This window comes from Streptomyces diacarni (genome assembly GCF_003323715.1).
Lineage (GTDB): Bacteria > Actinomycetota > Actinomycetes > Streptomycetales > Streptomycetaceae > Streptomyces > Streptomyces diacarni.
The window spans coordinates 1-2,141 of record NZ_QOIN01000027.1 but is presented as its reverse complement, the minus strand read 5'-3'; the positions used below and the strand labels follow the sequence as shown (position 1 = coordinate 2,141).

General features: G+C 67.9%; 1 protein-coding gene. It reads left to right on the top strand.

The features are described 5' to 3' along the window. Window positions 1–25 precede the first annotated feature (25 nt). Window positions 26–2,141 (top strand): acyltransferase domain-containing protein (locus DTL70_RS03345; RefSeq protein WP_342776447.1); only part of this gene is annotated, 2,116 nt, incomplete at its 3' end.

The following is a 2,141-nucleotide window of genomic DNA, read 5'->3' as shown; positions in this document are numbered from 1 at the left end:
CCCTGGTGGGGTTGAGGTTGCGGCGGTGAATGGTCCGGGGTCGACGATTGTGTCTGGGGATCGGGTGTGTGTGGAGGGGTTGGTTGCGGGGTTTGGTGAGCGGGGTGTGCGGGCGCGGGTGTTGCCGGTGAGTTATGCGTCGCATTGTGCGCATATGGATGTGTTGGCGCCGCGTATTGGGGAGGCGGTGGGGCGGGTTTCGCCTGGTGGGACGCGGGTGCCGTTTTATTCGACGGTTGTGGGTGGTGTGGTGGCTGGTGAGGAGTTGGGTGGTGGGTATTGGGAGCGGAATTTGCGGTGCCCGGTGCGGTTTGGGGAGACGGTGGGGGGTTTGTTGGATGCGGGGTATCGGCGGTTTGTGGAGGTGAGTGCGCATCCGGTGTTGACCTCGGCGATCGAGGATGTCGTCGATGAGCATCCGGAGCGTCCTGAGGTGATCGTGACGGGGTCGTTGCAGCGTGATCATGGTGATCTGCGTCAGATGCTGACCTCCGCCGCCCGGCTGTGGGCGCACGGCACCGACATCACCTGGCCCACACCCACCCCGACCGCACCAACCTCTTCGTCCACCGAGTGCGTGGAGCTGCCCACCTACCCCTTCCAACGCCAGTCGTACTGGCTCGATGCCGCCGACGAACCCCTCAACCTCACCAGCACGGGACTCACACCGCAGGAGCACCCCTTCCTCGGTGCCGCTCTCGACCTGCCTGAGGGCGGGCACCTGTTCACCGGCAGCATCTCCCTCGAGGCTCATCCCTGGCTCGCAGACCACAGCGTCGCCGACGTCCCGCTGCTTCCCGGAGCGGCGTTCGCGCAACTGGCACTGCACGTCGGCAATGAGCTCGACTGCCCACGAGTCGACGAGCTCACCCTCCAGGCGCCGCTCCTGCTGCCCGAAGCCGACGCGGTGCAGGTCCACATCACAGCTGACGCACCGGATGAAGGCGGCAGCCGGGTCGTCACCTTCCAGTCGCGGGCCACCTCGGCGGAGGCGAGCGAAACCGTCTGGGTGCGCCACGCCACGGCGACAGTGAGCCCGGACCAGGCGTCGCCCCCGGATGACGACGCCTCCTGGCTCCCCGTCGACGCCATTCCGATCAACACGGATTCCTTCTACAAAACGGTCGCTTCCCACGGCATCGTCTACGGGCCGGAGTTCCAGGGGCTCCAGTCCGCGTGGCGACATGAGGACGACGTCTACGCGGAAGTGCGCCTTGCCGAGAACCGCGACGCCGCCTTCGGACTGCACCCCGCGCTGCTCGACGCAGCGCTGCACACGATCTTCCTGACCGACTCCCACCCTCTCGGTGTGTCGAACGACGGCCCCGTCGGAGAGAGCGGCGGTCCTCAGGTGCCACTCCCGTTCTCGTGGGGAGGGGTGTCCTGGTACGGAGAGTGCAGTGGCGTGCTCCGTGTACGACTGAGCGTGACCGGGCCGAGCAGCTACTCGGTGGCCATCAGCGACGAGAACGGCAGGGCCATCGCCACGGTGGAATCCCTCTCGGTGCGGCCGATCGCCCTTGACCAGATCGAACAGGCATCCCGCCGCGTCGAAGTCCCCTTCCAGGTGGAATGGGTACCGGCACCGGCCCGGGACCACAGCGACAGGCCGTCGTCCTCCGAGTCCCCCACGTCGTGGGCGGTGTTGGGGGATGGTGTCGGTGAGTGGTCGGGGCCTGTGGAGGGTGCGGGTCCGGATGTCCCGGTCTATTCGGACTTGGCGGGTCTGTTGCGTCAGGTGTCGGACGGTTCGCTGGGGTCAGCGGAGTCTTCGGGGTCAGCGGAGTCGGTGGGGACAGTGGGCTCGGTGCCGGGGGTGGTGGTGTGTCCGGTGGGTGGTCTGGAGGTGTCCTCGTCGCCTGCGCGGGCCGCTCACCGGGTCGCCCGTCGGGTGCTGGACGTGGTGCGGGGGTGGTTGGGTGAGGAGCGGTTGAGCGGGTCGCGGTTGGTGCTTGTCACGCGGGGCGCGGTGGCTGCGGGTGGGGGTGAGGGTGTGCCGGATGTGGCGGCGGCGACCTGCTGGGGTCTGGTGCGTAGTGCGCAGAGTGAGAATCCGGGTCGGTTGGTGTTGGTGGATGCGGAGCCTGGTGAGGGGCCGGTGTCGTGGGGGTCGGTTGCGGCTGCGGTCGCGGGTGCGGTTT